Source organism: Protofrankia sp. Cr1 (genome assembly GCF_963555865.1).
Classification (GTDB): domain Bacteria; phylum Actinomycetota; class Actinomycetes; order Frankiales; family Frankiaceae; genus Protofrankia.
Genome location: NZ_CAUVXO010000295.1, coordinates 1 through 6,187 on the forward strand (window position 1 = coordinate 1; position 6,187 = coordinate 6,187).

General features: G+C 68.7%; 5 protein-coding genes. 2 read left to right on the forward strand and 3 right to left on the reverse strand.

The genetic code is table 11. The annotated features are described in order from the left end of the window. The 3 genes from U9980_RS19425 to U9980_RS19435 form a co-directional block, all read right to left on the reverse strand. Positions 1-2,024: ABC transporter permease (locus tag U9980_RS19425; protein ID WP_322769225.1), on the reverse strand; the 2,024-nt coding region annotated here is incomplete at its 3' end. Between the two features lie 3 nt (positions 2,025-2,027). After that, positions 2,028-3,005: an ABC transporter ATP-binding protein gene (locus tag U9980_RS19430; protein ID WP_416210327.1), complete on the reverse strand. Its 978-nt coding sequence runs from the start codon at positions 3,003-3,005 to the stop codon at positions 2,028-2,030. Positions 3,006-3,205: 200 nt separating this feature from the next. Further along, positions 3,206-4,147 carry a PD-(D/E)XK nuclease family protein gene (locus U9980_RS19435; protein WP_322769226.1) on the reverse strand — a complete coding sequence of 314 codons (942 nt, stop codon included), beginning with the start codon at positions 4,145-4,147 and terminating at the stop codon, positions 3,206-3,208. A gap of 150 nt (positions 4,148-4,297) precedes the next feature. Between U9980_RS19435 and U9980_RS19440 the strand changes: the two genes are divergently transcribed. Both U9980_RS19440 and U9980_RS19445 read left to right on the forward strand, forming a co-directional pair. Next, positions 4,298-5,485 carry a site-2 protease family protein gene (locus U9980_RS19440; protein WP_322755136.1) on the forward strand — a complete coding sequence of 396 codons (1,188 nt, stop codon included), beginning with the start codon at positions 4,298-4,300 and terminating at the stop codon, positions 5,483-5,485. Next, the coding region (locus U9980_RS19445; RefSeq protein WP_322769227.1) for a tRNA (adenine-N1)-methyltransferase at positions 5,482-6,187 on the forward strand (706 nt) is incomplete at its 3' end. The genes U9980_RS19440 and U9980_RS19445, both read left to right, overlap by 4 nt.

Below are 6,187 nucleotides of genomic sequence, written 5' to 3' on the forward strand. Positions count from 1 at the left end.
GCGATCCTGACCATGACGAAGATGTCGAGATCGGAGTTGTAATGCCGACTGAACTCACTCAGGGCGACGAGGTACTTGCCAGCGACCTGGCTTTTCTTGTACGTCCCGGCGAGGGTGAGGGTGGTCGGGCCATCCGGGAAAACCACCGGAACCTGCTGACCCACGACGAGCCCGTCAGCCGTCACCGTGTCGCTGTCCATAATGATCGTTCCGTTGCCGAGCTTGGCGATATCCCCGTTGACCTGTCGCAACGCGAGCAGCTGCGGCAGGGCAACCGGGTCACCCGCCAGGATGGTCCCCTTCTTCCCCTTGATCTGGGCCACGTCCGACCGCAGGCCTGTGACGAGCTCGATGCCTGGTTTACCCCGCAGAGACTGGGCGATGTCGGGGCTGAACCCCTGACCGAAACCGGACCCGGCCAGGTAGAAGTCCGCACCCAGACTGTTGCTGACGGTCTCCTTGACGGAATCCTTGATGGACGCACCGAGCACCGCGAACGCACTGACCAGCGCCAGGCCGATCATCAACGCGGATGCCGTCGAGGCGCTCCGGCGTGGATTACGCATGGCGTTCTCGCGTCCGAGGCGGCCGGTGGCGCCGAACAGAACCGGCAGCGGACTGCCGATGAACCTGGTGATGGGCCGCGCGAGCAGCGGCGAGAGAGTCGCGATGCCGAGGAAGCACAGTCCGGCACCGATGCCGACCACCGCTGCCCCGGACTTCCCGGTGACGGCGGTCAGCCCATAGACGAGGAGCAACGCGCCGATACCCGCCAGGGCGCCACCGGCGATACCACGGGAGCGCAGGGAACGCGCGGGTAGGACGAAGGATTCGCGCATCGCCGCCACCGGTGGGACCGACGCGGCTTTGCGCGCGGGGATGAAGGCGGCGACCGCCGTGACGACAACGCCGACAGCGTAGGCGACAATGATCGTTCGGGGTCGGAACACCAACCCCCCGCCGGGTAGCGACACCCCGAACGCCGCCACCGCGAGTCGCAACAGGACGGCCAGACCCGCGCCGAACACCAGCCCGACTGTCGCGCCGACAAACCCGACGACGCCCGCCTCAAGCTGGACCGCGAGCTGGACCTGGCGCCGGCTGGCGCCCAGCGCCCGCAGCAACGCGAGCTCCCGGACCCGCTGGGCCACCAGCATCGTGAAGGTGTTGAAAATGATGAATGCACCCACGAAGACCGAGATGCCGGCGAATATCAGCAGGAATGTGGAGAAACCGCCGATAGCCTTCTGGATCGCGTTCGCGTTCTCGTCGGCCAGCTGTTTGCCCGTGATCGCCTCGACGCCTGCGGGTAGCACCCCGGAGATCCGGTCGCGAAGGTCGGTCTGGGACAGTCCGTCGACGGCGGCGATTCTGATCGAGGTGAACTCGTCCGGGGCGAGCAGGACGCGCTGCGCGGTGGCCGTGTCGAAAGCGATCACGGTAGCGCCCCCGACGCTGTCCTGTCCGGCCAGCCGGAACGTCCCGACCAGGGTGTAGACAGCGGGTGCGCCCTTGGTCAGCACGGTCACCCGATCGCCGATCAGCAGATCCGCCTTGTCCGCACTGCTCTTGTCGATCACGAATTCCTGGCCGTGCGGTGCACGACCCGCGGCGATCTCGACCGCGGACACCGCAGTGCCACCGTCCCAGTTGGTGCCGATCCCGGGCGCACCGCCGGTGTCGGGCACCTTGCCGGTGCGGGGGTTGACGAACACCGCTGTTCCGTCTACATCGCCGACGGCCGCCCGTACCCCGGGCACGCCCTTGACCACATCCAGCAGGGAGCTGGGAAGAGGCCGGCTCGGGCTGTTCCCAGCAGAACTGTCGTCCACTGCGTTGATCGTACGAACCGCCACGCTGACGTTCTTAGTGGCGTTGGCGAACAGCGTGTCGAACGTCTGGTTGAGGGTATCGGTGAGTACCAGCGTGCCGGTGACGAAACTGACCCCGGCCACGACCGCGAGAGCGGAGAGCAGCAGCCGGAGCTTGCGGGCCAGCAGATTCTTCAGGGTGGTGCGCAGCATCGGTCAGGCCCTGCCCGACGATCCGTAGCCGGCGGCTTCGTCGACGGCCACGTCGGCGGCTTCGTCGACGGCTTCGTCGAGACCTACGCCCTCGTCCTGCCAGGGTTGCCGGCCACCCCAGTCCGAACGGTCGCCGTCCTCGGCGTCGGCCTCCTGCTGGAGCTGATCGAGGTGCTTCATCCGGTCGAGGACGCGTTCGGCGGTCGGGTTCGGCATCGAGTCGACGATCCTTCCGTCGACGAGGAAGACGACCTCATCGGAGAAGGACGCCGAGCTGGGATCGTGGGTGACCATCACGACGGTCTGACCGAGCTCGCGAACAGAGCGTTGGAGAAACGACAGCACCTCGGCTCCGGACCTGGAGTCCAGGTTGCCGGTGGGCTCGTCTGCGAAGACGATGTCCGGCCGGGTCACCAGGGCGCGGGCACACGCGACCCGCTGCTGCTGACCGCCGGAAAGCTCCGACGGGCGGTGGCTCAGGCGCGGTGCGAGCCCGACGGCGTCGACCACCTGCGCCATCCACTCGTGGTCGGGCTTGCGGCCGGCGATGTCGAGGGGAAGCGTGATGTTCTCGGCTGCGGTCAGCGTCGGCAACAGGTTGAACTGCTGGAACACGAAGCCGATGCGGTCACGGCGAAGCTGGGTGAGCGCCTTGTCCGACAACCGCGACAGGTCCACGGCGCCGATGAAGACCTGGCCCCGGGTCACGGTGTCAAGACCGGCCAGGCAATGCATCAACGTCGACTTGCCCGACCCGGACGGCCCCATGATCGCGGTAAACCGCCCGCGGGGGAAGGAAACGTCGATATCGCGCAGTGCGGTCACCGCGGTCTGTCCGGATCCATAAATCTTGACCAAGCCGGCGGCCCGCGCCGCGGCAATCACGTCCGACCCCGTACCGCCCGTGGCGTGAGTCGGATCCGAGGACCCCACCGGCCCGGCGGAGGGATCAGCGCCGGAGCTCCGGCCCGCTCGGCTCATGGAAAAAGCTCCTTTCGAAAGGCACGGTCATCCTGTCGTCCCCGGTACTGTCCCACCCGCGACCGCCCGTCCCGTTGACCGCTCCAACGGTGCTCGATCAGAGGTCGATCCGAATACACCGCACCTGTCAGAAGATTCTTCCAACGCAACCTGCGTTAAACCGAGTCAACCCACACCGACGCACCGTTGTCACCCGGCTGTCATCCAGCTGCCTCACATACCGGCGGCGCGGGCTCATCAGCCCCCACGCCGGCCGTGCCATCGGGTGCGGGCAGCGGCGGCGGCGTGCCACCGAATGCGGGGCACCGTGCCTTGTGGTCACACCAGTCGCACAGCTTGCTCGGGGTCGCCCGCCAGTCACCCGTGCGACGGGCCCGGTTGATCGCGGACCACAGCGCGTCGATCTTCCGTTCGGTCGCCCGCAGATCCGCCTCATCGGGTACGACCCGTAGCCAGCTGCGATCCCCGAGGTAGTAGAGCCGCAGTTCACGAGGGACCACGCCGCGGATCCGCCAGACCAGGTAGGCGTAGAACTTCATCTGGAACAGCGCCGAGCCTTCGAACGCCGGTCCCGGAGCCCGCCCGGTCTTGTAGTCGACGACCCGCAGCGCCACGCCGTCAGGGGTCCTCGCCTCGTCGAGACGGTCGATGTACCCGCGAAGGCGTACCCCGGATGCGAGCACGTGCTCGACGTAGAGCTCCCGGGCGGCCGGTGCGAGACGCGCCGGATCCTCCAGGCTGAAGTACCCGGCGAGCAGCACCCGGGCCGAATCCATCCATGCCGCCCGCTCGGTGTCGTCCGCGAACAACCCGCTGAGTTCCGGTTCCCGGGCGAGCAGATCGCGCCAGGCCGGCTCCAGCAGCGCTTCGGCCGCGGCCGGCGTGCGCTCGGGAGGCGGATGGTCGAACAGCCGTTCCAGCACCGAGTGGACGACCGTTCCGCGCACCATGGCTGAACTCGGCGGTTCGGGCAGCCGGTCCACCACCCGGAACCGGTAGCGCAGCGGACAGCTCATGAAGTCGCCCGCCCGCGACGGCGAAAGCGAGCCGACGATGCGAATCTCGCCCGCCGGAGACGGAGCCTGCCCAGCGGACGCGGCCTGCCCAGCGGATGTGTCGGCACCTACCACGGATGGCTCCATGGCTTGGGACCATAGGCGGCCGCTCCGACAATCCGGCCACAGCCTTGGAGCTCGGCGTCCCCGGATCGCGGCGGAGCCCCCACCCGACGCCAACCCGATCGAGCGCGATCGCCGGAGCCGCTATCCGGGGGAAGCCGTAGCATCGCAGACATGGCCGATCAGCCTGACCAGGTCCACCGTGAGCGCCCTCCCGTTGCGGGCAGCGGCGGTGAGCAGCCTCGTCGCGCGCCCGGCTTGCTGATCGGGCGGGTCCGCGGCGTGCCGGTATACCTGTCTCCGCTGGCGCTCGTGTTCGCCGTCATCATCTGCTGGCTGTTGATCGGCCCCAATCGCGACCGCCTGCCCGATGTCGCCGACGATCGCCTGTACCTGTTGGCCGCCATCACCGCGGCCGGATTCGTCGCATCCCTGGTCGTCCACGAGCTTGGCCATTGCCTCGTCGCGCTCGGGTTCGGCCTCGGGGTACGGGCGGTGACCGTGCACGGATTCGCCGGGTTCACCGAGATCTCACCCGAACCGCAGACACCCGTGCGCGAATTCCTGGTGGCAGGCGCGGGCCCGGCCATGAACGGTCTGCTCGCGGCCGTGGGCTTCGCCGTGCTGACGGTGGTGGACAGCGGCACGCAGCCCGGTGTCGTGATCCTCGACCTCACCGTGACCAACGTTGCGTTCTGCGTGTTGAATCTCGCGCCCGGGCTGCCCCTGGACGGAGGCCGGCTGGTCGTGGCCGCGGTCTGGGGCGTCACCAAGAACAAGCTCCGGGGCATCCAGGTCGGCGCCTACGGCGGTTTCGTGGTCGCCGGCCTGCTGGCGCTGTGGAGCCTGGTCGCTCCTGGCAGTGACTTCGGCGGTGTCTACCTGCTCGGCATCAGCGCGTTCATCGGTATCGGGGCATATCAACTGTTGCGCCAGGCACAGCTCCGGATGCGCCTGCCAGGGGTGTCCGCCGGTCGGCTCGCGCGCCGCACGCTACCGGTGGAGGCTGCCGTGCCGCTCGCGGCGGCGCTGGCGCAGGCGCGCGAGCTCGGGGCCAGCGCGGTGGCCGTCGTCGACTCCGCCGGGACACCCGTGAAGGTCATGAACGGCTCGGCCGTGGACGCCCTACCCGAACACCGCCGGCCGTGGATGACCGTGGATGAGGTCAGCCGTACGCTCGAACCCGGCATGGTGCTGGCCGCTGAACTGGAAGGCGAAGATCTGTTGGCAGCCGTGCGCAGCACACCCGCGTCCGAGTACCTGGTGACGCAGGACGGACGCCCCGTCGGCGTCCTCGCCATGGTCGACCTGGTCGCCCGCATCGACCCGGCGAGCGCAGCCAGATCGGCGGCCGGAAAGTGAACCGGCCGCCGACCGGCGCGGCACACCGTCGCGGCGAATTCACCAAGGGCGATCGTGTCCAGCTGACCGACCCCAAGGGGCGACGCCACACCGTCCTGCTGGAGCCGGGCCGCCAGTTCCACACCCACGCCGGTGCGATCGGGCACGACGACCTGATCGGCCGCGAGGAGGGCGTGGTCGTGACAAGCACGGGTGGAACGCCGTATCTGGCGCTGCGCCCGTTGCTGAGCGACTTCGTCCTGTCGATGCCACGCGGCGCGGCCGTGGTCTATCCCAAGGACGCCGCGCAGATCGTGGCCTATGCCGACCTCTTTCCCGGCGCGCGGGTGCTGGAGGCCGGCGTGGGTTCGGGAGCACTGTCATGCTCGTTGCTGCGGGCTGTCGGCGACACCGGACACCTCGTCTCCTACGAACGGCGGCCCGATTTCGCCGCGATCGCCCAGAAGAACATCGAGACCTTCTTCGGCGGGCCGCATCCCGCCCACACACTGCGGGTGGGCGACCTGGCCGAGGCGGCCGAACGGGACATGGACCGGGTGGTGCTGGACATGCTGGCCCCGTGGGACGTGCTGGACGCGGTGAGCACCGCGCTGGTGCCCGGCGGGGTCGTCTGCGCCTACGTGGCCACCACCACCCAGCTCGGGCGGGTGGTCGAAGCGCTGCGCGAGTACGGGACGTTCGCCGAACCGGCAGCGTGGGAGT

What these genes read in the sequence shown, in the direction of transcription:
- U9980_RS19440 (WP_322755136.1), top strand. Translation starts at nt 4,298, where the DNA reads ATGGCCGATCAGCCTGACCAGGTCCACCGTGAGCGCCCTCCCGTTGCG.
- U9980_RS19430 (WP_416210327.1), bottom strand. Translation starts at nt 3,005, where the DNA reads ATGAGCCGAGCGGGCCGGAGCTCCGGCGCTGATCCCTCCGCCGGGCCG.
- U9980_RS19435 (WP_322769226.1), bottom strand. Translation starts at nt 4,147, where the DNA reads ATGGAGCCATCCGTGGTAGGTGCCGACACATCCGCTGGGCAGGCCGCG.